This window comes from Cellulosimicrobium sp. 22598 (assembly GCF_052044445.1).
In the GTDB taxonomy this organism is placed as follows: Bacteria; Actinomycetota; Actinomycetes; order Actinomycetales; family Cellulomonadaceae; genus Cellulosimicrobium; species Cellulosimicrobium cellulans_G.
Genome location: NZ_JBQEMZ010000010.1, coordinates 97,096 through 119,718, shown reverse-complemented (window position 1 = coordinate 119,718; position 22,623 = coordinate 97,096). Strand labels below are relative to the sequence as shown.

The window sequence follows — 22,623 nt, the reverse complement described above, 5'->3', positions numbered from 1 at the left end:
GCCAGCCTAGGACGGCGCGCGCGTCCTCAGCCGACGGTGAACCGGACCCGACGCTCGGCCACCGACGCCTCGCGCAGCGTCGCGCGCACCGGGTCGCCGAGCGGGAGGTCCGCACCCTCGACCGGAGCCCGGACCGCGGGGTCGGAGAGGACGACCTGCCCGCGCCGCGCACCCGCCGCGTCGCCGCCCTCCCGCTCGACGCGCCGCCCGCGCTCCCGGTCGTCCTCGACGTCGACGACGACGCCGTCGAACTGCTCCCCCTCGCGCCCGCTGAGCAGCGCCGCCTCGACGACGTCCACGATCGCGCGCTCGTACGAGCCCGCGCGCTGGCCCGTCCGCGCCATCGTGCGGGGCAGGCCGGGCAGCGCGTCGAGCACCCAGCGCGGCACGTCCTCGCCCGCGCACAGGGCGAGGCAGACCTCCGTGCCGTAGCGGTCCACGAGCCGGCGCAGCGGCGCCGTGACGTGGGCGTACTCCGCGCCGATCGCGGCGTGCGCGGCGTCGTCGGGCACCCCGGGCTCCTGCCCCGTCCCTCCGAACGCCTCGTACGACGCGCCGCGGAAGAGCGACGTCGCCTCGTTGAGGAAGGCCGCGTGGCGCGGCACGCGCGAGTCGAGGGTCGGCACGAGGTCGGCGTACGCCGTCTCGCGGGGCCAGTCGATGCCGAGCGCGCGCGCCGTGCGGCGCAGGCGCGCGAGGTCGCGCGGGTCGGCCTCGGGCAGCGCCCGGAAGACGCCGACCCCGCCCGCGCGCATGAGGCGCGCCGCCGCGATCCCCGTGAGCAGCGAGATCTGGGCGTTCCAGCCCTCCGCCGGGAGGGTCGAGCGGAACTCGAGGCCGAACGACCCGTCGTCGCGCGTGACGATCTCCTGCTCCGGGACCTCGAGCGACACTCCCCCGCGCTCCCGCTCGAGCGCGAGCCGCAGCTCGCCCACCTCGCGGAGCAGCAGGAGCGCGGCACCCACCGCGTCCTCGGCCCCGCCCGCGTCGATCGCGGCCTGGGCCTCGTCGTAGGTGAGGCGTCGCGTCGACCGCACGACGGCGCGGCGCACCGTCGCGTCGAGGATCTCGCCGCGCGCGTCGAGCACGACGCGCCACGCCGCCGCGGGGCGCTCCTGGTCCGGCAGGAGGCTCGCCGCGCCCTCGGAGAGCACGGCGGGGTGGAGCGGGGTGCGGCCGTCGGGCGCGTAGAGCGTCGTCCCGCGCTCGTGCACCTCGGCGTCGATCGCCCCGCCCGGCGCGACGAACGCGCCGACGTCGGCGATGGCGTAGTGCACGACGAACACCGCACCCGCGGGACCCGCCGGGTCGTCCCCCGCGCGCTCGAGGTGGAGCGCCTGGTCGAGGTCCATCGACCCGGGCGGGTCGATCGTCACGAACGGGACGTCGCGCAGGTCGACGCGGCCGTCGCCGAGGACGGCGCCGCCGTCCCGGACTACCGCCTCCGCCTCGGCGAGCACCTCGACGGGGAACGACTCCGGGACCTCCATCTCACGGCGCAGCGCCGCGAGCGCGTCGGTCACCGTGGCGACCGGGTCCACGGGGGGCATCGGGGCGGGGGGCTCGGCGGGGCGCACCAGGCGCAGCTGACGGGCGGGCACGAGCCCGACCCTACCCACCCGCGACTTGGCCGTCTCCCGCCCGATCGCCTACGGGGCCGTCACGACCTCCGGGTCGGAGACGACGGCGCGCGCAGGAGGGCGCGCGGGCCAGGGCGTCCGACAGACCTGGCCCGCGCGGCGGGTACGCGTCACCACCGACGCGTACGGCTGGAGGCGGCACCCGCCGCCCGGATCGAGCGGGCGACGGGTGCGCCGGTCTCACATCCCGCGCGTCCCGAACCGGTCGCGCGTGGCGTCGTCGCCCGAGCCCGCCGCGGCCGCCGCGAGCTCGCGGCGCACCTCCTCACGGAGCTTCCCGTGGTTCCGAGGTTCCGGCGCCGCGCCGAGGAGCAGCTTGGTGTAGTCGTGCTGCGGGTCGAGGATCACCTGGTCCGACGGCCCGCGCTCGACGACGTTCCCCCGGAACATCACGAGGATCTCGTCGCTGAAGTGCCGTGCGGTCGCAAGGTCGTGCGTGATGTAGAGGACCCCCAGGTTCTCCTCGCGCTGCAGCCGCGCGAGCAGGTTGAGCACCCCGAGCCGGATCGACACGTCGAGCATCGACACCGGCTCGTCCGCCACGAGGAACCGTGCACCCGGCGCGAGGGCCCGGGCGATCGCGACGCGCTGGCGCTGCCCGCCCGACATCTCGTGCGGCTGCTTGGCCGCGAACACCGGCGCCGGGGTGAGGTTCACGCGCTCCAGGAGCTCGTGGACCCGCGCGTCGATCGCCTGACGCCCGCGGGCGACCTTGTGCAGGCGCAGCGGCCGCTCGAGGTGGTGGGCCACCGTGTGGAACGGGTTGAGCGAGGCGAACGGGTCCTGGAACACCATCTGCACGTCGTGCCGGTAGGCGTCGAGCCCGCGTCCGCGGGTCGCGGACGGCGTGCCGTCCAGCAGGATCTCGCCCGACGTCGGCGTCTCGAGCTGGGCGATCATGCGCGCCACCGTCGACTTGCCCGAGCCGGACTCGCCGACGACCGCGATCGTCTTGCCGGGCTCCAGCGTGAACGACACGTCGTTCACCGCTCGCAGGCGCGTGCGGCGCAGCCCCTTGCGGATCGAGAAGTCCTTGACCAGGTTGCGGACCTCGAGGGTGCTCATGCGTGCGGTCCTTCCTGGTTCTCGCCGGTGCCCTCGCCCGTGCGGACGAACGAGCCACGGTCGCCCGTGAGGCTCGGGAACGAGCCCAGCAGGCGCCGCGTGTAGGGGTGCTGGGCGTCCTCGAAGATCGACTCCGCCGTGTCGATCTCGACGATCTCGCCGCGCAGCATCACCGCGATGCGGTCGCTGATCTCCAGCAGGAGCGGGAGGTCGTGCGTGATGAAGACGACGGCGAACCCGAGCTGCTCGCGCAGCCGCATGATCTCCCGCAGGATCCCGCGCTGGACGACGACGTCGAGCGCCGTCGTCGGTTCGTCCATGATCATGACCTGCGGGTTGAGCGCGAGCGCCATCGCGATCATGACGCGCTGCCGCATGCCGCCCGAGAGCTCGTGCGCGTAGCTGTCGAGACGCAGCGGGTCGACGCCCACGAGCTCGAGGAGCTCGGCGGAACGGGTCGCCCGCTCCTTGCGCGCCATCTCCGGCCGGTGGGTCTTGAGCACGTCCCCGAGCTGGTCGCGCACGCTGATGACGGGGTTGAGCGAGTTCATCGCGCCCTGGAACACCATCGAGACCTTGTCCCAACGGAACGCGCGCAACGCGTCCCCCGAGAGCGCGACGACGTCGACGTCGTCGCCGCCCTGGTCGTGGAACGTCACCGACCCGGACGTGAGGAGGGCCGGGGGCTTGAGGAGGCGGTTGAGCCCGTAGGCGAGCGTGGTCTTGCCGCAGCCCGACTCCCCGGCGAGACCGAGGATCTCGCCACGGTGCAGCGTGAGCGACACGTCCTTCACGGCATGGACGACCGGCTCGACCTCGTAGTCGATCGAGACGTTCCGCGCGGTGAGCACCGGCTCCTTGCCGACGAGGTAGGCGGTGTGGCGCTCGCTGGTGAGCGGCTCGGCGGCCGTGGTCGTGGCGGTCATGCGCCCACCGTCTCCTTCGCGTCGTCGGTGTCGGTGTCCGTGCCGTCAGGGTCGCTGTCGGTGCCGCCGGCGGTGTCCGGTCCGGTGCCGGCGGGGTCCGCGTCCACGGCGAGGCCGGCCTTGCGGGCCTTGCGCACGCTCTTCACGGCCGCCGGCCCCAGGCGCAGGCGGGGGTTGATGATCTCGTCCAGGCTGAAGTTGATGAGCGCGAGCCCGCAGCCGAAGAGGGCGATGAGCAGGCCGGGCGGGACGAACCACCACCACATGCCGAGGCTCAGCGCGTTGTTGGCGCTCGCCTGGTTGAGGATCGTGCCCCACGTGATCGAGCCGGAGGGTCCCAGCCCGAGGAACGAGAGCCCCGCCTCCGCGAGGATCGCGAGCAGCACCGCGCCGAGGAACTGGGCCGTGAGGAGCGGCAGGAGGTTGGGGAAGATCTCCACGAGGATGATCCGCGGTGTCTTCTCCCCCGCGACGCGTGCCGCGGACACGTAGTCGCGGGCACGCAGCGACTTCGCCTGCATCCGGAGCACGATCGCCGCTCCCGGCCACGCCGTCAGCCCGAGGATCACCGCGACGATGAGGAGCGAGCGCGTCTGCAGGTACGCCGAGATGACGATGATCAGCGGCAGGCCCGGGATGACGAGCATGATGTTCGTGACGAGCGAGAGGGCCTCGTCGGTGAACCGCCCGCGGTACCCCGCGACGATGCCGAACACGATCGACAGCACGAGCGCGATCGCGCCGGCGACGAGGCCGACCATGAGCGAGCCCTGCCCGCCGTACGCCACCTGGGCGAAGATGTCGTTGCCGATGTGGTTGGTGCCGAGCAGGTGCTCGGCGCTCGGCGGCAGGAACCGCGCGTTCGCCGTCGAGCGCGGGTCCTGCGTGAAGAACGGCGCGACGAACGTGAACAGCAGGATGCCGGCCACGAGGACGATCCCCGCGGTGAGCTTGCCGGACCGGCGCGGGAGCATCGCGCGCAGGCCACGGCGGGCGGGCGCGGCAGGGGCGTCCTGGTCGAGCGCCGCGGGGACGTCCCGCACGTCCGGGACGATCCCCTCGGTCGTCGTCGCCGGCGCGAGGCCGTCGGCGACGACCGTGGCCACGGGTGCCGCGTCGGCGGCGGGGGTCACGATCTCCGTGTCGCGGGTGTTGTCAGACATTGGCGCGCGCCCTCGGGTCGATGAATCCGTAGATGATGTCCATGAGGAAGTTCGCGGCGAGCACGGCGAGCGTGATGACGAGGAACGTGCCCTGCATGAGCGCGAAGTCGCTCGCCTGGACCGCGTTGAACAGGAGCTTGCCCAGGCCCGGGTAGCTGAAGACCTGCTCCATGACGACCGACCCGGCCACGACGAACCCGAGCGCGACGCCGAACCCGGCGAACGACGGGAGCGCGGCGTTGCGGGTCGCGTAGGTGATCGCCACGCGCATGCGGCGCAGGCCCTTGGCCTCGGCCGTCGTGACGTAGTCCTCGGACAGCGTGGACACCATCATGTTGCGCATCCCGAGCAGCCAGCCCCCCACCGACGAGAGCACGATCGTCAGCGCGGGCAGGAACCCGTGGTAGATCACGCTGCCGACGAACGCCCACGACCACTCCGGTCCGTTGTCGAAGCCGAAGATGTCGTAGCTGCCGATCCGCGGGAACCATCCGGTCGAGACCGAGAAGACCGAGACGAGGATGAGGGCGAGCCAGAAGTAGGGCACCGCCTGGAGCAGGGTCGACGCGGGGATGATGCTGTCCACCCACGTGCCGCGCTTCCAGCCGGCCCACGCCCCCAGCCCGACACCCAGGACGAACGAGATGATCGTCGCGAGTCCCACGAGCCCGACCGTCCAGGGGAGGGCCTGGCCGATCAGCTCGGTGACGGGCTGGGGGTAGTACGTGATGGAGATCCCGAGATCTCCCTGGAACAGGCGCCCCCAGTAGTCCACGTACTGGTCCCACAGGGAGGCGTCGCCGTCCGCGCCGAAGAGGAGGTCGATGCTGTTCTGCATCTGGGGCGTCAGCTCGCCGCCCTTGCGCAGGAACTTGTCGATGAAGATCTGCTTGGGGTCACCAGGCATGAGCTTCGGGATGAGGAAGTTCAGCGAGACCGCTGCCCAGAGGGTGATCACGTAGAACGTGATCCGTCGTGCGTAGTACCTCATGATGCGTGCCCCTCGTTCCCCGTTCCTCCTCCTCGGCGCGGTCGCATCAGCTCGCCGGCTCGAGCTTCGAGAGCACGACGCCCAGCGAGACCGTGCTCCACGACGGCGGGAAGGCGTAGAGGTCGTCCTCGGTCGGCCAGCCCGTGAAGTCCTTCGTGTCCATGAACGTCTGCGAGGCGTTCACGACCACCGGGATGTAGGGCAGGTCACGGACGATCTCCTCCTGGATGATCGCGTACTGCTCCTGCTTCGCGGCCTCGTCGTTCGTCGAGGCGGCCGCCTCGACCGCGGCGTCGACCGTGGGGTTGGTGTAGCGCACGTAGTTGAAGAGGCCGGACTCCATGACCTCGCCGACCGGACGCGTGTAGTCCGTCGTCATCCACTGGCGGTAGATGCTGAACGGGTCGTCCAGCGACGGGCCCGTGATGCCCCCGACCATGAGCTGGTAGGTGCCCGCGACGCGCGCGTCCGACATCTCCTGCTGCGTGATCTTGTTGTGGACGATCGAGATGCCGGCGGCCTTCGCCTGCTCGACGAGCAGGTCGCCGACCGCGTTGTAGTCGTTCCAGCCGTCGACCGTGATGAGGGTCATCTCGACCTTCTGGCCGTCCTTCTCGTAGATGCCGTCCGCGCCCTTGGTGTAGCCGGCGTCCTCGAGGACCTTCGACGCGGCCGCGGCGTCGGCCGACTGCGGGCTCTCCGCCTCGACGTCGGGCGAGATCCAGCGGTCGTCGCGGCCGAGCAGCGCGAACGTCGGGGACGCGGTCGCGGCGAGGCCGGCGAACGCCTTCTCGTTGATCTCGGTGCGGTCCATGGCGAGGTTGATCGCCTGGCGCACCGCGACGTCGGTCTGCGGGCCGGTGCAGCCGAGGTCGACCGACACGCACGTGTAGATCGTCGTCGGGTCCTGCGGCGTGTTGATCATGCTCAGGCGCCCGTCCGCGGTGATGCGGTCGGGGTCGGCCACGAACATGGCCGTCCAGTCGACCTTGCCCGTCGTCATGAGGTCCTCGGCGCTCTGGTTCTGGTCGATGCCGAGGTAGCGGACCTTCTTGACCTTGGGCGCGCCGGCCCAGTAGTCCTCGTTCGCGACGACCGTGTAGGCCGCCTCGGTGACCGCGTCGGCCTTGTACGGACCGGTGCCGACCGGGTTCTCGTTGGCGAACGTCACGAGGTCGTCGACCTCGGACCAGATGTGCTCCGGCACGACGAGCGACGTACCGAGAAGCTGGACCTCGGACGTGAACTGCGGGGAGTCGAACGTCCACTTCACGGTGTACGGGTCGACGGCCTCGACCGAGACGACGAAGTCGCGCTTGGCGGCCTCGTTGGTGTGCGAGAACACGACGTCGTCGGCGTCGAAGTCCTCGCCGTCGGTCCACTTGACGCCCTCGCGGAGCTTCACCGTGAGCTCGGTGCCGTCCTCGGACCACTCGAAGGACTCGCCGAGACGGGGCTCGGGGTCGCTGGCCTGCGCCTTGTTGTAGTAGAAGAGCGGCTCGTAGATCGCGCCGTTGGCCGCGTGCAGCGGGTTCGGCGAGTACGGGTTGAAGTTCGCGACGATCGGCGTCTGCGTACCGGCCCACACGTTGAGCGTGCGCCCACCGTCGGCGGTCTCGTCGCCGTCGCCGTTCCCGGAGCCGGAGCAGCCCGTCGCCATCAGGGTCACGCCGGTCACGAGCGCAACCGCCGTGAGCAGACGCTTGCGCGCCGTGCTTCGAATCATCATCGGTCCTTTCGCGTGGACGACGCGTCGTCGCGTCGTTCGTCGTGGCGCCCGGAGGCGTGTGGCAGGAACACTAACTAATCGATTCCGCGCCGCCCCCTAATACGACAGGAAAGTTACCTAACTGAGACATGAGCCGTCGACGCGCACCTGAGACGACGACGGCCGACCCCCGCGTGGCGGGGGCCGGCCGTCGAGACGCCGTACCGTGGACGGCTCGCGCGCGCCGGAGCGCGGGGGCGAGCGGGGCCGTCAGCGCGTGGCGTCGAGCGCCGCGCGCGCGGCCGCGGCGACCTCCGGGTCCGTGACCTCGTAGCCGGCGTCGCCGCCGCCACCGGGCCCGGCGTCGTCCGCGACGACCCGCTTCGCGGAGAGGTGCACGGCGTCCACGCCGGCGGCCACGAGCGCGCCGACGTCCTGGGGCCGCACGCCCCCACCCGCCATGACCTCGACGCGGCCGCCCAGGGGTCCGCGGGCGTGCACCGACATGGCGCGCAGGCGGTCGACGCCGTCGATGCTGCGAGAGGCGCCGCCCGACGTGAGCACGCGCCGCACGCCGACGCCCGCGAGCGCGTCGAGCGCTGCGAGCGGGTCGGCCACGACGTCGACCGCGCGGTGGAACGTCACCTCGCGGCCGTCGGCGGCCTCGACGAGGGTGCGCACGGCGGCGACGTCCACGACGCCGTCCGGGGTCAGGGCGCCCACCACGACGCCCGCCGCACCCGCCGCGACCGCGGCCCGGACGTCGCGGACCTGCACGTCGAGGTCGGCTGCCGAGAGGACGAACCCTCCCGGGCGCGGACGCACGAGGACGTGCACCTCCACGGGTGCACGTCCTGCGGCGTCGGCGGCCGCCACGACGGCCGCCTCGACGAGACCGGCGCTCGGCGTGAGCCCGCCGGTCGCGCCCAGTCCGACGCACAGCTCGACCCGCCGAGCGCCCACGGACGCGGCCACCCGCACGCCCTCGGGATCCTGCACCGCGAGCTCGAGCACGACGTCACGGCTCGCGCGCACGGCGGGGCCCTCGGGGTCGGTGGTCGTCACTGCGTTCTCCCGTCGTCCGGTCCGACGGCCGTCGCGTCGCGCGGCGTGCGCGACGGCGGCCGTCGGCCAGGGTAGACGACGGTCAGATGACGCCGAGCGCGAGGATCGCGTCGGCGACCTTGGTGAAGCCCGCGATGTTGGCGCCGAGCACGTAGTTGCCGGGCGCGCCGTACTCGTCGGCCGTCTCGACGCACCGGTCGTGGATGCCCGCCATGATCTGCGCGAGCCGCTCCTCCGTGTACTCGAACGACCACGCGTCGCGCGACGCGTTCTGCTGCATCTCGAGCGCCGAGGTCGCGACACCGCCCGCGTTCGCGGCCTTGCCGGGCGCGAACAGCACGCCCGCCTCCTGGAGGAGCGCGACGGCGGAGGGCGTCGTCGGCATGTTGGCGCCCTCGGCGACCGCAACGACGCCGTTCGCGACGAGCTGCTTGGCCGCACCCTCGTCGAGCTCGTTCTGCGTCGCGCACGGCAGCGCGACGTCGCACGGCACGTCCCAGATGGAGCCGTCGGTGACGACGCGCGCCCCGGGCCGACGGGCCGCGTAGTCGGCGACGCGGCCGCGCTCGACCTCCTTGATCTGGCGCAGCAGGTCGAGGTCGACACCCGCCTCGTCGACGACGTAGCCGGAGGAGTCGGAGAAGGCGACGACGTTCGCGCCGAGCTGCTGCGCCTTGGCGGTCGCGTAGATCGCGACGTTGCCCGAGCCCGAGACCACGACGCGCCGGCCGTCGAGGTCCTGCCCGCGCGTCTCGAGCATGCTCTGCGCGAAGAGCACGGTGCCGTAGCCCGTCGCCTCGGTGCGCACGAGCGAACCGCCCCAGGAGATGCCCTTGCCCGTGAGGACGCCGGACTCGTAGCGGTTGGTGATGCGCTTGTACTGCCCGAACAGGTACCCGATCTCACGACCGCCCACGCCGATGTCGCCGGCCGGGACGTCGGTGTTCTCGCCGATGTGCCGGTAGAGCTCGGTCATGAACGACTGGCAGAACCGCATGACCTCGCCGTCGGAGCGGCCGCGGGGGTCGAAGTCCGACCCGCCCTTGCCGCCGCCGATCGGCATGCCCGTGAGCGAGTTCTTGAAGATCTGCTCGAAGCCGAGGAACTTCACGATCCCGAGGTAGACCGACGGGTGGAACCGCAGGCCGCCCTTGTACGGGCCGAGCGCGGAGTTGAACTCGACGCGGAAGCCGCGGTTGATCTGCACGCGGCCCGTGTCGTCCACCCACGGGACCCGGAAGATGATCTGGCGCTCGGGCTCGCACACGCGCTCGAGGACGGCCGCCTCGACGTAGCGCGGGTGCTTGCGCAGCACGGGGCCGAGCGAGTCGAAGACCTCGCGCACGGCCTGGTGGAACTCGGCCTCGCCGGGGTTGCGACGCAGGACCTCGTCGTAGACGGACTGCAGTCGGCTGTCCATGGGCTCTCCTCGTCTGGGCGGACGGAAACTCCTGCTGACGGTACGCCTGTGCCAGAAGTTCCCGTACCGCCGTCTCACTCCCTGCGCATCTCGTCGGGCCTCGCACGGGCCTCGCACCGGCCTCGCACCCGTCGTGCCCGGGCTCCGGCACGGCTCCCCGGGCACGTCGTGGGCCCGTCGTGGGCACGGCCGCAGGTACCCCCGGACGACACAACCGTCCACCCACTGAGAAACCCGACTACTTCGGTGCGGTTTTCGCGGGGCCGTTGCTATACCCGTCCCCAGGTCACGAGCACCAGCGCCAAGCCCCGGCTCGCTGGTCGGCAACCCCCTGTCACGGCGGGGTGCTCCGGGAGATGACCAGGCCGCGCGCGACCGGCCCCGCACCCGCGGGACGGCCGCGCGGCAAGCGTGATCGACGACTACTGCGAGGTACACATGACCCACCGCTCCCCCTCCTCGACGGTCCTCGCCGTCTCCGGCAACCCGCGCCCCGGCTCACGGACGCTGGACGCGGCCGAGACCGTGGCGCACCGTGTCGCGAGCCTCCTCGGCACGACCGACGTCGCGACGATCGACCTCGCGGCCTTCGCCGCCGAGATCCTCGGTCCCGAGCGCCCCGCGGCGGACGCCGCGCGCGACCGGCTGGCCACGGCGACCGTCGCCGTCGTGGCGACGCCGGTCTACAAGGCGTCGTACACCGGGCTCCTCAAGGCGTTCCTCGACCTCTACGGCCCGGACGGGCTCGCGGGCGTCGTCGTCGTGCCGCTCGTCGTGTCGGGCAACCCCGCCCACGCGCTCGTCGGCGAGGTGCACCTGCGGCCCGTGCTCGTCGAGCTCGGCGCCGTCGTCCCGACCCGCTCCCTCACGGTCACCGAGCCACAGCTCGCGGACCTGGGCCCGGTCGTGGACGCGTGGCTCGCCCGCGAGGGCGACACCCTCCGTCGCTCCGCGACGCCCCTCCCCGCGGACGGCCCGGCGCCCGCCGACCACGCCGTCGCCGACGCGTTCGCGGGGGTGGCCCGATGACCGCCGAGCTCACCCACCTGGAGGCCCTCCTGGCGGAGCAGGACGAGCCGCAGCTCTCCCCCGACGAGTACAAGGCCGTGTTCCGCGGCCACCCCGCGGGCGTCGCCGTGATCGCGCTCGAGCACGACGGCCGCCTCGTCGGGTTCACCGCGACGTCGGTCATCTCCGTCTCGGCCGCACCGCCGCTGCTCGCGTTCTCGCTCGCGTCGACGTCGTCGTCGTGGCCCGCCGTGTCGGCGGCACGGACGCTCGCGGTGAGCTTCCTCGCCGACCACCAGGACGACGTCTCGGCGCGCTTCGCCACGAGCGGCATCGACCGGTTCGCCGACGGCGGCTGGTCCCGCCTCGACACCGGGGAACCCGTCATCGACGGGGCCCTCTCGTGGGTCCGGGGCCGCGTGGTACAGCGCACGCCGGTGGGCGACTCCTACCTCGTCTCGCTGCGAGCGCTCGCGTCGAGCGTCGGCACGGGTGCGGGCCCCCGGCGCGACGAGGTGGCCGGCACCCCGTCGCCGCTCGTCTACCACGACCGCACGTACCACCGGATCGGGGACCACTCGGCGCTCTGAGAGCGAACCCAGCAGCCCCTCGCCCGTCCCGTGCCGCCCCTCACGGGCGGACCGGTCACCAGCTCCAGCCGCGCGCGCTCAGCTCGAGCTCCTCGCGGAACCGCTCGTCGTCGCCCGTGCGGAAGCCGGCCCGCAGCGGAGCGTCCTCGACCGAGAGACCCGTGAGCCGGCACGCCTCCCGGAGCAAGGCGTCGTAGGCGCCCTGGACCGCGAGGTAGTGGTGGGCACGGGCGTAGACGTCCGGGTCCGCCTCGATGCGCCGCATCTCCGCCGCGAGCTCGCTCAGCCGCACCTGGAGCGCGAGCGTGGCGAGCGGGTCGGGGGGCGTCGGGCGGCGGCGCAGCAGGTGCGGTCGGCCGGTCGTCCGGTGGCTCGGGGGTCGGCCGGCGCGGCGCAGCACCCACCACACGGCGGCGACCGTGCACGCCGTCGCGCACCAGACCATCAGCAGCCACGACATCGGAGCCGACCTCTGCGCGAGAGACCACAAGACACCTCCAGTCTAGGTCCGCACGCCGCCGCGAGCCATGGGTCGCGCGCACCATCCCCTGGACGACCGCGCCGCCGTACGATGCCGACGACGGCGCGCGACGACGCGGGTCAGGGCGACGAGGGGGCGACCGATGGCGACAGCACGACGGCTGCGGAGGACCGCGTTCCGCGGCCAGCTCTGGGCAGCGCTCGTGCTGCCGCTGTGCCTCGTGGCCGGTGCCGTCGCCGCGGGCGGCGGACTGCTCCTGGCAGGGTTCGTGGTCGCGGCGATCCCGGTCGCCGGCCTGCTCGCGCTCGCTCCCCTGCTAGGGACGTGGGTCGGGCGCATGCGGTCCGCCGACGACGTCCCGCTCCCCTACGCCGTCGTGACCGTCGCGCTGTGGATCGTGGCGATCCCCGTCGGGTTCCTCCTGGCCTTCACCCAGCCGGTGCCGGTGGACGTCCCCGTGCCTGCGGGGTACGCCGCCGCGGAGGCCGCGAGCGCCGTCGTCGCCCCCGCGGTCCTGCTGCTCTGGGTCGCCCAGCTCGTCCTGGCGCTCGTCGGCGTCCGGGCGCGCCGTCCGGGCGCACCCGACAGCGTCGCGCGGACCTCGCCGACGGGGCCGGCAACCGGCTCAGAACGGCACGGCATGGGTGCGTGACGCGGTGCCGCCGGTGCGCGTGGCGGGAGCGGTGAGACCCCGCGCGTCGAGCAGCGGGCGGACGCCCTCCGCGAACCAGTACGCCTCCTCGAGGTGCGGGTAGCCCGAGAGGACGAGCTCGTCGAACCCGGCCGCGCGGTACTCCTCGATCAGGTCGGCGACCTCTTCGTGGCTGCCGACGAGCGCCGTCCCGGCGCCGCCGCGCACGAGCCCGACGCCTGCCCACAGCCCGGGGTGGATCTCGAGGTCCCGCGCGCGCCGGGTGGCCGCGAGGTCACCGCCGCCGTGGAGCGCGACCATGCGCTGCTGCCCGACCGACCCGGACGAGCCCAGGAGCCGCTGGGCGCCCGCGATCTGCTCGGGCGTGAGGTCGTCGAGGAACCGCTGCGCGACGTCCCACGCGTCGGCCGACCGGTCGCGCGTGATGACGTGCAGGCGCACCCCGAAGCGGATCGTGCGTCCCTGCGCGACGGCGAGCTCGCGCACGCGCTCGATCTTCTCGCGCGCCTGCGCGGGCGGCTCGCCCCACGTGAGGTAGACGTCGGCCTGGGCCGCCGCGACGGGCAGCGCGGCCTCCGACGATCCGCCGAAGAAGATCTCGGGGCGCGGGTCCGGCGGCGCGGACGTCCGGGCGTCGGCGATCCGGTAGTGCGTGCCCTCGTACGAGAGCGGCGCCTCCTCCCACACGCCGCGCACGACCTCGAGGAACTCGCGCGTGCGGTCGTACCGCTCGTCGTGCTCGAGCCAGTCGCCGAACCTGCGCATCTCGTTCTCGTCGCCGCCCGTGACGACGTTGAGGAGCAGCCGTCCACCGGACAGGCGCTGGAAGGTCGCGGCCATCTGCGCCGCGAGCGTCGGCGAGACGAGGCCCGGGCGGAACGCGACGAGGAACTTCAGCCGCTCCGTGCTGCGGATCAGCGCGGACGTGACGAGCCACGCGTCCTCGCACCACGTCCCCGTCGGTGTGAGCACGCCCTCGTAGCCGAGGCGGTCGGCAGCGACCGCGACCTGCTCCAGGTAGTCGAGCGACGGCGCGCGGAACCCGGTCGCCCGGCCGGGCGTGTCCTTCGCGTGCGCGCCGTCGACGATCCCGCGTGCGTCGCCCGACGTCGGCAGGAACCAGTGCACGGCGAGCGGGCGGCGGGCGGCCGCCTCGTCGGGCGGGGACGCGGGTGTCGCGGGCTCGGCCGCTGCGTCGGCGCTCATCCCGCGAGCAGGTCCGGCTGCGGGTGGCGGACGCCCTGCACGGCCCCGCGCGGGATGGCCGCTCCGATCGCCGCGACGTCGTCCGGGGTGAGCTCGATCGAGGCGGCCGCGACGTTCTGCTCGAGGTACGCGAGGCGCTTGGTGCCGGGGATCGGGACGATGTCGTCACCTTGGGCGAGGAGCCACGCGAGCGCGAGCTGCGCCGTCGTGACGCCACGCTCGGCGGCGAGCTGCTCGAGCGAGCGGACCAGGCCGCGGTTGTGCTCGAACGCCTCGCCGGCGTAGCGCGCGTGGGAACGGCGCACGTCGTCCTCGGCGAAGCCGTCGGTCGCGTCCACGGTGCCCGTGAGGATGCCGCGGCCCAAGGGCGAGAAGGGCACGAACCCGATGCCGAGCTCGCGCAGCACGGGCAGCACCTCGTCCTCCGGGTCGCGCGTCCACAGGGAGTACTCGCTCTGCACGGCGGTGATCGGGTGCACCGTGTGCGCGCGGCTCACGGTGGCCGCCGAGGGCTCCGAGAGCCCGATCGTCCGGACCTTGCCCGCCACGACGAGCTCGGCGAGCGCCCCGACGGTCTCCTCGATCGGGACCTGCGGGTCGATGCGGTGCAGGTAGTACAGGTCGAGCCGGTCGGTGCCGAGGCGGCGCAGGCTCGCGTCGACCGCCGAGCGCACGTACTCGGGGCGCCCGTCGACCCGGCGGCCGTCGGGGTGGCCGCCCGCGGGCGGGAGCCCGAACTTCGACGCGAGGACGATCTCGTCCCGGTGAGCGCCCAGCACACGACCGATGAGCTCCTCGTTGCGCCCGTGGCCGTAGACGTCGGCGGTGTCGACGAGCGTGACGCCGAGCTCGAGGGCCCGGCGCAGCACGGCCTCCGCCTCGACGGCGTCCGCGGGTCCGTACGCGTCCGTGACGGACATGCCGCCGAACCCGAGGGCGGAGACGGTGAGCGCGGCGTCGCCCGTACCGAGCGTGCGTGCGGTCGGGCGTGCGGGGGCGGGAGCGGCGGGGTGACGGTCGTCGGTCATGCCGCCAGCGGACCACCGCGAGCGCCCCGCGGCAAGAGCGAGGGCCGGTCCTCTCACCTGGCGAGCGAACGTGACGGGTCTCGTCGCGGCGGGTAACGCCGACGTGTCACCGCAGGTCAGGCACGCCTGTCCTTGCTGGCGGGGACGCGGAATGGTGCCTAGTCTGGAATCGTTCAAGAGAACGAGTCACGAGTCGGCACCGACGGAAGCCGGGTGACCGCCGCACGTTCCGGGAGACCCCCGAGAGAGCGAGGAGCACCATGTCCGCACCCACCATCCACCGCGCCACCGCCCGCTTCGAGGCGTCGGAGGCGCTCCGCTCGCACCTCCAGCGCGTGCTCGTCGCGCTCGTCGACCTGCACGTCCAGGGCAAGCAGGCCCACTGGAACGTCACGGGCCGCGGGTTCCGCGACCTGCACCTCCAGCTCGACGACGTCGTGGACGTCGCGCGCGAGCACAGCGACACCGTCGCCGAGCGCATGCGCGCGCTCCAGGTCGTGCCCGACGGCCGCACCGAGACCGTCGCGACCACGACGGACCTCTCCCCGTACCCGGCCGGCCTCGTGTCCGTCGGCGACACGGTCGACGCGATCGTCGAGCGCATCGCCCAGACCGTCGAGGTCGTGCGCGAGGTGCACGACGCCGTCGACGCCGAGGACCCGACGACCGCCGACATCCTGCACGAGATCATCGCCGACCTGGAGAAGCAGGCCTGGTTCCTCTCGTCGGAGAACCGCGAGGCCTGACCGGCCCGGCCCCGCGAGGGAGAGCCGCAGGTCGCGAGGTAGAACCCCTGGTGTTCTACCTCGCGACCTGCGGCTCTACCTCGCGGCGGGGCGGGCGAGCCGTTCGTCGAGCAGGGACGCCGCCCACGCGACGAGCGCCAGTGCCGCGACGGCGGCGCTCACGACGACGAGTCCGTCGCGATGGGCGTCGAGGACGCCCGGGACCGCGCCGTCGGTCCGGCCCACGAACGTGCCCGTCATCGCGGCGATGCAGACCGTCGCGGCGACGCGCTGCACGAGCTGGAGCGCCGCGCCGGCGACGCCGCGCTCCGTGCCGGGGGCACCCTCGAGCGTCAGCGTCTGGTTGGGCGAGATCGTCAGCCCCCCGACGACGCCCGTCAGCACCTGCGACAGGACGAGCACGGCGACCACCGTGGCCGTGGGCGCGACCGCCACCGCGAGCGCCGTGCCGGCGGCGACGAGCGCCTTCGCGCCGACGGCCACGGACACGCCGCGGCGGCCGAACCGGCGGAACAGCCGCCACGAGAGGTTCGCCGCCACGACCGAGGCGATCGCGCCCGGCGTCGTAACCAGGCCTGCCTGGACCGGGCTGAGGCCCGCGCCGTCCTGGAGGAAGAGCATGAGGACGGCGGAGTACCCGAGCGCGGCCCCGAAGCTGAACGCCGCGACGACGCAGCCCAGCATGTAGGTCGGGGAACGCAGGAGGACGGGTGCGAGAACCGGTGTCCGACCGCGCCGTGCGTAGCGCGGCTCCCACACGACGAGCGCCCCGACGGCGGCCACGAGCACCCCGAGCGACAGCGGCAGCACGACGGCTCGCGGCCCCTCGGCGACGAACGGGACGAGCAGCCCGAGCGTCACGAGCGTGACGAGCACCAGCCCGACGGCGTCGAACCCGCCGCCGACGCGGCCACCGCGGGCGCGGCTCGCGGACAGGCCCTCGCCGGCCGGACGGCCTGCTGCCCGGCCCTCCCCGGCACCGCCGTCGCGACCGGGCGCGCCGCGCGGGGTCAGGCCACCCGCTCGCGTCGAGCCGCGACGCAGCACGCGCAGGGCGACGACGGCCACGGCGAGCCCCAGGGGCGCGGCGAGCCCGACGGCGACGCGCCACCCCGCCGCCGGTCCGAGCCCGGACAGGATGCCGCCACCGACGAGCGGGGACAGGACCATGGCGAACGCCCCCGTCGAGGCGTACGCGCCGAGCGCACGTGCGCGGGCCGGCCCGGCGTAGTGGTCCTGGAGCAGCCCGATGACCTGCGGGTTCGCGGTCCCGGCGCCGACGCCCTGGAGCAGTCGCGCGGCGACGAGCACGTCGGCGTCGGACGCCGTCGCGCCGACGAGGCTCCCCGCGGCGAACAAGGCCAGCCCGACGGCCAGGGGTCGGCCGCGCCCGAGCCGGTCGCCGAGGCGGCCCGCCGGGACGAGCGCGAGCCCGAACGTCAGCGAGTACCCGGCGAGGATCCACTGGAGCTGCGCGGTCGTCGCCCCGAGCTCGCTGCGCAGCGCCGGTGCCGCGACGGTGAGGATCGCCGAGTCCAGCAGCGTGACGAACCCGGTCGCGAGGCAGACCCGCAGCACGGCCCGCGACGCCCGACCGTCCATCGTCACCGCCACGGCAAGCCGTCATCCGGATGACCGTTCACCCGAGGTAGCTCGTGACGACGTCGTGCAGCGCGGTGGCGGTGAGCCCGAGCGACTCGACGTCGACGCGCTCGTCGTTCCCGTGGAACAGCGAACGGAACACCCCCGGGTCCCACTGCTCGCTGAGCAGGCCGAACCCGTAGGCCGGCACGCCGCGGCGACGGAAGAAGCGCCCGTCCGTGCCGCCGGTCCCGAGGACCGGCACGACGTCGGCGCCCGCGTGCGCGCGCACTGCGCGCTCGATCGCCGCGTACGCCGCGCCGTCGGTGGGCGACTGCGACGCCTCGCCGAACCAGTCACCCTCGACGTGCACGTGCTCGCGCAGGTCGCCGAGCGCGTCGTCGAGCAGGTCGGCCACGTCCTGCGGGGTCGCGCCCGGGAGGACGCGGATGTCGAGCGTGACCTCCGCGAGCCCGGGGATGACGTTGGGCTTCGACCCGGCGTGCAGCACGGTCGGCGCGACGGTCGTGTGCGTCGTGGCGTGCGCGACGGACGCGAGCGCGCCGAGCGCGGGCAGCGCGTCGTCGATCCGGGCGGGGTCGAGCAGCGCGGCCCGCACGTCGGGCGCGAGGTCGAGCGCGTCGACGTAGCGGCGCCACAGGTGGCCGATGACGACCGGCCCGCGGTGCGCGGTGATCCGCCGCACGGCCTCGGCCGCGAGCACGATCGCGTTGAGCGACCCGTACGGCCCCGACCCGTGCCCCGGACGCCCGACGACGCGCAGCCGGCGCCCGGCGCCGCCCTTCTCCCCGACCGCGATCGTGCGGCTCCCGCGGGACCCCAGCGGGACCCCGCCCGACTCCGTGAGCACCGCGTCGACGTCCACGAGGTCGTACCGGTGCTGGGTGATCCAGTCGACGCCCCACGTGCTGCCGTGCTCCTCGTCGGCGACGACGGCGAGCACGAGGTCGCCGCGCAGCCGTCGCCCGCTCTCCGCGACCGCGCGCGTGACGACCGCGAACGCGGACGTGAGCCCGAGCATGTCGATCGTGCCACGACCCCACACCCAGCCGTCGACGAGCTCGCCGCCGAACGGGTCGCGCGTCCACCCCTCCGGCTCGACGGGCACGACGTCGGTGTGCCCGACGAGCGCGAGCGAGGGCGCCTCCGGGTCCGTGCCGCGCAGGCGCGCGACGAGCGACGTGCGGCCGGGGCGCGGCTCGACCCACTCGACCTCGAGGTCGAGGCCGTCGAGCGCGTCGGCGACGGCGCGCGCGTTGCGCACTTCCTGCCCCGAGCCGACGGTGCCGTCGTTGACGCACGCGTTGCGGATCATCGCCTGGAGCAGCTCGGTGGTGCGGCCCGCGAGCTCGGTGCGCGACGGCGCGGGGGCGGGCTCCGCGAGCACGCGCGGCCCGGGCGTCGCCCTGGTCCCGGGCCGGGCGCCGGGCGCTGTGGGTCGTGCGGTGACGGTCATCGTGCGCTCCCTGCTGTCGTGGACGACGCCCGGGGCGCGTCCTGGAGCGCGCGGCGGCCGGGGATGGCCGCGACGAGCTCGCGCGTGTACTCCTCCTGCGGGTCGAGCAGGATCTGCTCGGCCGGGCCCTGCTCGACGACGCGCCCGCGGTGCATGACGCCGACGTGGTCGGACACCTGCCGCACGACCGCGAGGTCGTGCGAGATGAACAGGTACGCGAGCCCGTGCTCGGCCTGGAGCCGCACGAGCAGCTCGAGGATCTGTGCCTGCACGGACACGTCGAGCGCCGAGACGGGCTCGTCGAGGACGACGAGCGCCGGGTTCAGGGCGAGCGCCCGCGCGATGGCGACGCGCTGGCGCTGCCCGCCCGAGAGCTCGCGCGGTCCCCGGCGGAGCACGTCGGGCGGGAGCGCGACGTCCTCGACGAGCGCACGTGCCCGGTCCGCCCGCTCGGACGGCGACCCGACCCGGTACGCCCGGAGCGGCTCGGTGACGATCTGCTCGACGGTGAACCGCGGGTCGAGCGACGCGTACGGGGACTGGTAGACCACCTGGAAGCCGCGACGCAGCGACCGCAGCCGCTCGCCGCGCGCCGTCGTGATGTCCTCGCCCGCGAACTCCACCGTGCCCGCGGTGGGCCGCTCGAGCCGGAGGGCGAGGCGCGCCGTCGTGCTCTTGCCCGACCCCGACTCCCCCACGAGCGCATACGTCTCGCCGCGCCCGACGGCGAAGCTCACGCCGTCCACGGCGACGAGCGTCCGGTGCGCCGACCCGCGCGGCAGCGTGAACTCCTTGCGCAGGTCCCGCACCGCGAGGACAGGCACGCTCGCGGTGTCCGGGCCGGCGCCGTCGGGCACCGCGGTCCCCTGACCGTCGGCGCGGCTCGCGACCGCGGCGCGGCTCGCGTCGGCGCGCGGCACGACGCCGTCGTCCGGCGCCGTCTCCGGCGTGCCGCCCGCGACGAGGCGCGAGCTCGCGAGGCTCGGCGCCGCGGCGATGAGCTGCTGGGTGTAGGGGTGGCGCGGGTCGTGCAGCACCTGGTCCGCGGTGCCCTCCTCGACGACGACCCCGCGCTCGAGCACGACGATCCGGTCGGCGCGGTCCGCCGCGACGCCGAGGTCGTGCGTGATGAGCAGGACCGCGGTGCCCAGGTCGCGCACGAGGCCGTCGAGGTGGTCGAGGATGCGGCGCTGGACGGTCACGTCGAGCGCGCTCGTGGGCTCGTCCGCGACGACGAGGCGCGGCCGGGCCGCGACGGCGATCGCGATGAGCACGCGCTGGCGCATCCCGCCGGAGAGCTGCGACGGGTACTGCCGTGCGCGGGCCTCCGGGTCGTCGATCCCGGCCTGGCGCAGCAGCTCGACCGCGCGCTCGCGCGCCTCCTTGCGCCGCGCGAGCCCGTGGATGACGAGCACCTCCGCGACCTGGTCGCCCACGCGCGTGACGGGGTTGAGGGACACCGTCGGGTCCTGCGGCACGAGCCCGACGTCGCGGCCGCGCACCTGCTGCCACTCCTTCTCGGAGAGCCGTCCGACGTCGCGCCCACCGAGGCGGATGGTCCCGCCCGTCACCGCTCCCCCGCGCGCGAGCAGGTGCAGGGCCGCGTGCGCCGTCGTGCTCTTGCCCGACCCGGACTCGCCCACGAGCGCGACGACCTCGCCCGCCCCGACCGTGAGGTCGACGCCGCGGACGGCGGCGTACGAGCCGCCGTCGCGCGTGCGGTAGACGACCTCGAGACCGCGGATCTCGAGCGCGGGCGCCTCGCCCGACGTCGGGCCGGGACGCTCCTGGGTGGTCGGCGTCGTGGCGGTCATGCGTCCCCTCCGGTCCGTTCCAGGGCTCGCGCGATGCGGTTCGCCGACAGCACGACGGCGACGATCACGAGGCCCGGCATGGTCGTGAGCCACCACGCGGTGGCCAGGTAGTCGCGCCCGCCCGAGACGAGCGACCCCCACTCGGGCGCGGGCGGCGGCGTCCCGTAGCCGAGGAAGCTCAGCGCCGAGATGGCGAGCACGGCCGTCCCGAGCTCGAGCGCGACGAGCGCGAGCACCGGTCCCGTCGAGTTGGGCAGCACGTGACGCCCGAGCACGCCGTACCAGCGCACCCCCGACGCACGGGCCGCCTCGACGTACACCGACGTCGAGGTGCGCAGGACCTCGGCCCGCATGACGCGCGCGAACGTCGCGACGCTCGTGATGCCGACGGCGATCGCGACCTTGAGCGTCCCGAACCCGAGCGCCGTGATGATCGCGAGCGAGAGCAGGATGCTGGGGATCGCGAGCAGCACGTCGACGAACCGGCCGACGACGTCGTCCACCCACCCGCGCACGAACCCCGCGAGCAGGCCGAGCAGCGACCCGGCGACGAGCCCGACCGCGACCGCGATGACGGTCGCGCTGAGCGACGCCGACGCGCCGTGGACGACGCGCGCGTACACGTCGCGACCCAGGTGGTCGGTGCCGAACAGGTGCGCGCCCGACGGCGGCTGGAGCCGGTCCGCGGGCACGCCCGTCAGCGGGTCGTACGCCGTGAAGAGCTGCGGGACGACCGCCCACGCCGTGACGAGCAGGACGACGAGCACGGCGACGACCAGCCCGGGACGCCGCACGGCGTACCGCACCCCGCGCCGCCACCGGCCCGCCGTGCCCTGGGTCCGCACGCGGCCGTGCCGGAGGATCGCGCGCGCGTCCTCGCGGTCCTCGACCTCGATCTCCTCGGGCGCCCGCGGCTCGGGGACCTCCGGGCTCCCCGGCCGCGCGTCGCCCGACGGCGGGACGTCCGTCCGCGGGACGTCTCGCGTCGGAGCGGTCGCGCGGTCGCTCGCGGTCGTCGGGACCTCGACCGCGTCGCGGAGCACGATGCGCACCCCTGGCCTGGTGCTCATGCGGCCACCGCCTTCTGTCGTGCGTCGATCCGGGGGTCGAGCAGGGGGTAGAGCAGGTCGACCACGAGCGTGACGACCACGAACACGAGCGCGGAGAGCACGACGACCGCTTGCACGACGGGGATGTCCTGCGCGTCCACGGACGTGACCGTGAGTCGCCCGAGGCCCGCGCGCGAGAACACCGTCTCCGTGACGACCGTGCCGCCGAGCAGCCCGCCCACGACGACCCCCAGGACGGTCAGCGCGGGGATCGCGGCGTTGCGCAGCGCGTGGCCGAAGTGCACGCGCGCCCGGCTCGCGCCCTTCGCGCGCGCCGTCTCGACGTACGGCTCACCGAGCGTCCCGCGCAGGCTCCGCGCGAGCACCTGGGCGAGCGCGGCGCTCGCCGGGACGGCGAGCGTGATCGCCGGCAGCACGAGGCTGATCGCGCCCTCGTTGCCGATCGCGGGGAACAGCGGGATCTGGAAGGAGAACCACTGCAGCAGGAGCAGGCCCAGCCAGAACGGCGGCAGGGCGACGCCGAGCGGGGGGAGCGACGCGAGCGCGTGGCGCAGCCAGGCCGCGCGCGGGAACGTGCTCGCGATCGCGATGCCCGCGCCCGCCACGACGGCGAGGACGAGCGCCGCGGCCGTGAGCCGGAGCGTCTCCGGGAGCGCCTGGAGCACGAGCTGCGTCGCGGGCGCCCCGGACGCGTACGACGTCCCGAAGTCGAGGCGCAGCGCGTGCCACAGCGCGTCGGCGTACTGCACGAGCACGGGCCGGTCGAGGCCGTACTGCGCGCGCAGGGCGTCGAGCAGCGCGGGGTCCACCTGGTCCGCCTCGCCCCCGCCGCTCGCCATGAGCGCGGCCGGGTCGCTGGGCAGCAGGTAGAGGACGAAGAACGAGATGGTGAACGCCGCCCAGAGCACGAACAGGCCCTGCCCGGCGCGACGCAGGACGTACCGGCCCATGGTCGGCCTCCTTCCGTGGGGGATGCCCGCCTGCCCGACGCC

Annotated in this window: 20 protein-coding genes and 1 riboswitch; of the genes, 4 read left to right on the top strand and 16 right to left on the bottom strand. The window is 74.1% G+C overall.

The features are described 5' to 3' along the window. Positions 1 to 26 precede the first annotated feature (26 nt). The 8 genes from ACTJIY_RS12600 to gdhA form a co-directional block, all read right to left on the bottom strand. Positions 27 to 1,601: an RNB domain-containing ribonuclease gene (locus tag ACTJIY_RS12600; RefSeq protein WP_440697241.1), complete on the bottom strand. Its 1,575-nt coding sequence runs from the start codon at positions 1,599 to 1,601 to the stop codon at positions 27 to 29. Between the two features lie 219 nt (positions 1,602 to 1,820). Then, positions 1,821 to 2,705, bottom strand: a complete 885-nt coding sequence (locus tag ACTJIY_RS12595; protein ID WP_440674095.1) for an ABC transporter ATP-binding protein — start codon at positions 2,703 to 2,705, stop codon at positions 1,821 to 1,823. Continuing rightward, positions 2,702 to 3,631, bottom strand: coding sequence for an ABC transporter ATP-binding protein (locus tag ACTJIY_RS12590; RefSeq protein WP_353707501.1), 930 nt, complete (start codon positions 3,629 to 3,631; stop codon positions 2,702 to 2,704). Before ACTJIY_RS12590 ends, ACTJIY_RS12595 begins: the two co-directional genes overlap by 4 nt. Then, the gene (locus tag ACTJIY_RS12585; protein WP_253055219.1) at positions 3,628 to 4,794 is read right to left on the bottom strand and encodes an ABC transporter permease; all 1,167 of its coding nucleotides are present in this window, start codon (positions 4,792 to 4,794) and stop codon (positions 3,628 to 3,630) included. The genes ACTJIY_RS12590 and ACTJIY_RS12585 overlap by 4 nt, the downstream gene beginning before the upstream one ends. Beyond that, positions 4,787 to 5,785, bottom strand: a complete 999-nt coding sequence (locus tag ACTJIY_RS12580) for an ABC transporter permease (RefSeq protein ID WP_047231353.1) — start codon at positions 5,783 to 5,785, stop codon at positions 4,787 to 4,789. The genes ACTJIY_RS12585 and ACTJIY_RS12580 overlap by 8 nt, the downstream gene beginning before the upstream one ends. 46 nt (positions 5,786 to 5,831) lie before the next feature. Next, positions 5,832 to 7,511 carry an ABC transporter substrate-binding protein gene (locus ACTJIY_RS12575; RefSeq protein WP_253055218.1) on the bottom strand — a complete coding sequence of 560 codons (1,680 nt, stop codon included), beginning with the start codon at positions 7,509 to 7,511 and terminating at the stop codon, positions 5,832 to 5,834. Positions 7,512 to 7,763: 252 nt separating this feature from the next. After that, complete coding sequence (locus tag ACTJIY_RS12570; RefSeq protein WP_253055217.1) at positions 7,764 to 8,558, bottom strand: copper homeostasis protein CutC; 795 nt, start codon at positions 8,556 to 8,558, stop codon at positions 7,764 to 7,766. Positions 8,559 to 8,640: 82 nt separating this feature from the next. Next, positions 8,641 to 9,978, bottom strand: coding sequence for an NADP-specific glutamate dehydrogenase (gdhA, locus tag ACTJIY_RS12565; RefSeq protein WP_353707498.1), 1,338 nt, complete (start codon positions 9,976 to 9,978; stop codon positions 8,641 to 8,643). A 284-nt stretch (positions 9,979 to 10,262) separates the two neighbouring features. Then, positions 10,263 to 10,396: riboswitch (SAM riboswitch) on the top strand. A gap of 20 nt (positions 10,397 to 10,416) precedes the next feature. Here gdhA and ACTJIY_RS12560 point away from each other — a divergent pair. Continuing rightward, positions 10,417 to 11,007, top strand: coding sequence for an NADPH-dependent FMN reductase (locus tag ACTJIY_RS12560; protein WP_440674094.1), 591 nt, complete (start codon positions 10,417 to 10,419; stop codon positions 11,005 to 11,007). Further along, entirely contained in the window at positions 11,004 to 11,576 is a 573-nt protein-coding gene (locus ACTJIY_RS12555; RefSeq protein ID WP_440674093.1) for a flavin reductase family protein, read from the top strand. Before ACTJIY_RS12560 ends, ACTJIY_RS12555 begins: the two co-directional genes overlap by 4 nt. 55 nt (positions 11,577 to 11,631) lie before the next feature. Here the strand turns inward: ACTJIY_RS12555 and ACTJIY_RS12550 are convergent, their stop codons facing one another. Further along, entirely contained in the window at positions 11,632 to 12,036 is a 405-nt protein-coding gene (locus tag ACTJIY_RS12550; protein ID WP_253055213.1) for a hypothetical protein, read from the bottom strand. 163 nt (positions 12,037 to 12,199) lie between these two features. On the opposite strand from ACTJIY_RS12550, the gene ACTJIY_RS12545 reads away from it, so the two are divergent. Then, positions 12,200 to 12,709, top strand: a complete 510-nt coding sequence (locus ACTJIY_RS12545; protein ID WP_440674092.1) for a hypothetical protein — start codon at positions 12,200 to 12,202, stop codon at positions 12,707 to 12,709. Here the strand turns inward: ACTJIY_RS12545 and ACTJIY_RS12540 are convergent. Together ACTJIY_RS12540 and ACTJIY_RS12535 are read right to left on the bottom strand one after the other, a co-directional pair. Beyond that, positions 12,683 to 13,915, bottom strand: coding sequence for an LLM class flavin-dependent oxidoreductase (locus ACTJIY_RS12540; RefSeq protein WP_440674091.1), 1,233 nt, complete (start codon positions 13,913 to 13,915; stop codon positions 12,683 to 12,685). The genes ACTJIY_RS12545 and ACTJIY_RS12540 overlap by 27 nt on opposite strands. Next, positions 13,912 to 14,943, bottom strand: coding sequence for an aldo/keto reductase (locus tag ACTJIY_RS12535; protein ID WP_440674090.1), 1,032 nt, complete (start codon positions 14,941 to 14,943; stop codon positions 13,912 to 13,914). The genes ACTJIY_RS12540 and ACTJIY_RS12535 overlap by 4 nt, the downstream gene beginning before the upstream one ends. 260 nt (positions 14,944 to 15,203) lie before the next feature. Here ACTJIY_RS12535 and ACTJIY_RS12530 point away from each other — a divergent pair, with 260 nt between their 5' ends. Next, on the top strand, positions 15,204 to 15,689 hold the full coding sequence (locus ACTJIY_RS12530; protein ID WP_253055203.1) for a Dps family protein: 486 nt from the start codon (positions 15,204 to 15,206) through the stop codon (positions 15,687 to 15,689). Positions 15,690 to 15,764: 75 nt separating this feature from the next. On the opposite strand, the gene ACTJIY_RS12525 is transcribed toward ACTJIY_RS12530, so the two are convergent. Genes ACTJIY_RS12525 through ACTJIY_RS12505 form a run of 5 tightly spaced genes read right to left on the bottom strand, consistent with a single transcriptional unit; the run spans position 15,765 to position 22,581 of the window. Next, positions 15,765 to 17,303 carry an MFS transporter gene (locus ACTJIY_RS12525; RefSeq protein WP_440697240.1) on the bottom strand — a complete coding sequence of 513 codons (1,539 nt, stop codon included), beginning with the start codon at positions 17,301 to 17,303 and terminating at the stop codon, positions 15,765 to 15,767. Between the two features lie 25 nt (positions 17,304 to 17,328). Next, the gene (locus ACTJIY_RS12520) at positions 17,329 to 18,747 is read right to left on the bottom strand and encodes a M20/M25/M40 family metallo-hydrolase (RefSeq protein ID WP_440674089.1); all 1,419 of its coding nucleotides are present in this window, start codon (positions 18,745 to 18,747) and stop codon (positions 17,329 to 17,331) included. Then, positions 18,744 to 20,561 (bottom strand): dipeptide ABC transporter ATP-binding protein, encoded by a 1,818-nt coding sequence (locus ACTJIY_RS12515; RefSeq protein WP_440674088.1) that lies wholly within the window; start codon positions 20,559 to 20,561, stop codon positions 18,744 to 18,746. The genes ACTJIY_RS12520 and ACTJIY_RS12515 overlap by 4 nt, the downstream gene beginning before the upstream one ends. Further along, positions 20,558 to 21,631: an ABC transporter permease gene (locus ACTJIY_RS12510; RefSeq protein WP_440674087.1), complete on the bottom strand. Its 1,074-nt coding sequence runs from the start codon at positions 21,629 to 21,631 to the stop codon at positions 20,558 to 20,560. Before ACTJIY_RS12510 ends, ACTJIY_RS12515 begins: the two co-directional genes overlap by 4 nt. Next, a complete protein-coding gene (locus ACTJIY_RS12505; protein WP_440674086.1) occupies positions 21,628 to 22,581 on the bottom strand; it encodes an ABC transporter permease in 954 nt (317 codons plus the stop codon). The genes ACTJIY_RS12510 and ACTJIY_RS12505 overlap by 4 nt, the downstream gene beginning before the upstream one ends. Between the last annotated feature and the right edge of the window lie 42 nt (positions 22,582 to 22,623).

Coding starts and splice junctions, on each gene's coding strand:
- ACTJIY_RS12595 (WP_440674095.1), bottom strand. CDS start 2,705: ATGAGCACCCTCGAGGTCCGCAACCTGGTCAAGGACTTCTCGATCCGC.
- ACTJIY_RS12550 (WP_253055213.1), bottom strand. CDS start 12,036: ATGTCGTGGCTGCTGATGGTCTGGTGCGCGACGGCGTGCACGGTCGCC.
- ACTJIY_RS12535 (WP_440674090.1), bottom strand. CDS start 14,943: ATGACCGACGACCGTCACCCCGCCGCTCCCGCCCCCGCACGCCCGACC.
- ACTJIY_RS12575 (WP_253055218.1), bottom strand. CDS start 7,511: ATGATTCGAAGCACGGCGCGCAAGCGTCTGCTCACGGCGGTTGCGCTC.
- ACTJIY_RS12520 (WP_440674089.1), bottom strand. CDS start 18,747: ATGACCGTCACCGCACGACCCACAGCGCCCGGCGCCCGGCCCGGGACC.
- ACTJIY_RS12555 (WP_440674093.1), top strand. CDS start 11,004: ATGACCGCCGAGCTCACCCACCTGGAGGCCCTCCTGGCGGAGCAGGAC.
- ACTJIY_RS12510 (WP_440674087.1), bottom strand. CDS start 21,631: ATGAGCACCAGGCCAGGGGTGCGCATCGTGCTCCGCGACGCGGTCGAG.
- ACTJIY_RS12540 (WP_440674091.1), bottom strand. CDS start 13,915: ATGAGCGCCGACGCAGCGGCCGAGCCCGCGACACCCGCGTCCCCGCCC.
- ACTJIY_RS12585 (WP_253055219.1), bottom strand. CDS start 4,794: ATGTCTGACAACACCCGCGACACGGAGATCGTGACCCCCGCCGCCGAC.
- ACTJIY_RS12545 (WP_440674092.1), top strand. CDS start 12,200: ATGGCGACAGCACGACGGCTGCGGAGGACCGCGTTCCGCGGCCAGCTC.
- gdhA (WP_353707498.1), bottom strand. CDS start 9,978: ATGGACAGCCGACTGCAGTCCGTCTACGACGAGGTCCTGCGTCGCAAC.
- ACTJIY_RS12580 (WP_047231353.1), bottom strand. CDS start 5,785: ATGAGGTACTACGCACGACGGATCACGTTCTACGTGATCACCCTCTGG.
- ACTJIY_RS12505 (WP_440674086.1), bottom strand. CDS start 22,581: ATGGGCCGGTACGTCCTGCGTCGCGCCGGGCAGGGCCTGTTCGTGCTC.
- ACTJIY_RS12560 (WP_440674094.1), top strand. CDS start 10,417: ATGACCCACCGCTCCCCCTCCTCGACGGTCCTCGCCGTCTCCGGCAAC.
- ACTJIY_RS12515 (WP_440674088.1), bottom strand. CDS start 20,561: ATGACCGCCACGACGCCGACCACCCAGGAGCGTCCCGGCCCGACGTCG.
- ACTJIY_RS12530 (WP_253055203.1), top strand. CDS start 15,204: ATGTCCGCACCCACCATCCACCGCGCCACCGCCCGCTTCGAGGCGTCG.
- ACTJIY_RS12590 (WP_353707501.1), bottom strand. CDS start 3,631: ATGACCGCCACGACCACGGCCGCCGAGCCGCTCACCAGCGAGCGCCAC.